The organism is Protofrankia sp. CiP1_Cm_nod3 (assembly GCF_982290655.1).
On the sequence record NZ_CEVIVD010000165.1, the window covers coordinates 1 to 962 of the forward strand.

Consider the following 962-nt stretch of genomic DNA (forward strand, 5'->3'; position numbering starts at 1 on the left):
GGCGCCCAGTGGCTGCGACCGGACGGGCGTGGAGCGGGCAGCCGGCCGTGCCTCGGGCGAACCCTCTGACGGCCGCGGGCCTGCCCGCTCAGGCCCTGATCGTTCAGGCCCGGATCTCTCGGGCTCGGAGCGCCCAGGCCCGGAGCGTTGCGGAGCCGGCCGGTCGGGAACGGCCCGATCGGAAGCGCCGCCAGTGGTCCGCTGATCGGGCCGGCTGGCGGGGGAACCAGCGGACGGAGACGGCGGTGTCGCAGGTGACCCGGCGTCACCCGGCCTGCCCCCACCCGGCAGATCTCCGGCCGGCTGGGCACGGCCCGCGACAACCGGTCGGGGACGCGGCGGCTGAGCGCTCAGTGGCTGGGCACGCGGCGGCTGCGTCCGGTGGAGCTCCACCCGGCGGGGCTCCGCGGGCGGTGACACACGGCGTTCCACCCGGGAAGGCTCGGCCCGCGAGGGCGGGACGCGCGGCGCATCGGCCGGACGGGCATCGCCTGACCGAGCGGCCGACGGTGCCCCGGCCGCTGGCGCCCGTGAGGCACGCGGCGGCTCGACCGGACGGGAGCCGCCCTGCGCTGGCTGCGCCCGCCCCGACTCGGGTTCACGCGGCGGTGACGGCTGCGCTCCCGAGGGTTTCGGCGCGTCCGCCCCGCGAGAGCTGGCGACAGGCTGCCCGTCGGCGGCGGTCCCACCGAGGAGGCGGTTGCCGGCGGGCCGTGCTGCCGGCCGCACGGCCGGCCCCTGCCAGGGCTGCGCCCCGGCATGTCGACCGCTCGGATCGCTCGCCCGGCCCGCCGTCCCCGCGGGACCGGCCGCCGTCCCGGACGGCGATGAGGCCACCGGACGCTCACCCGGTGCCACGCCCGAGCCGCGGTCCAGCGCTGACCGGCCGGCCGGGGCCGACGACCGCTCCCCAGACGGCCGCGCGCCACCAGCGCCACCAGCGCCACCAGCGCCACCAGCGC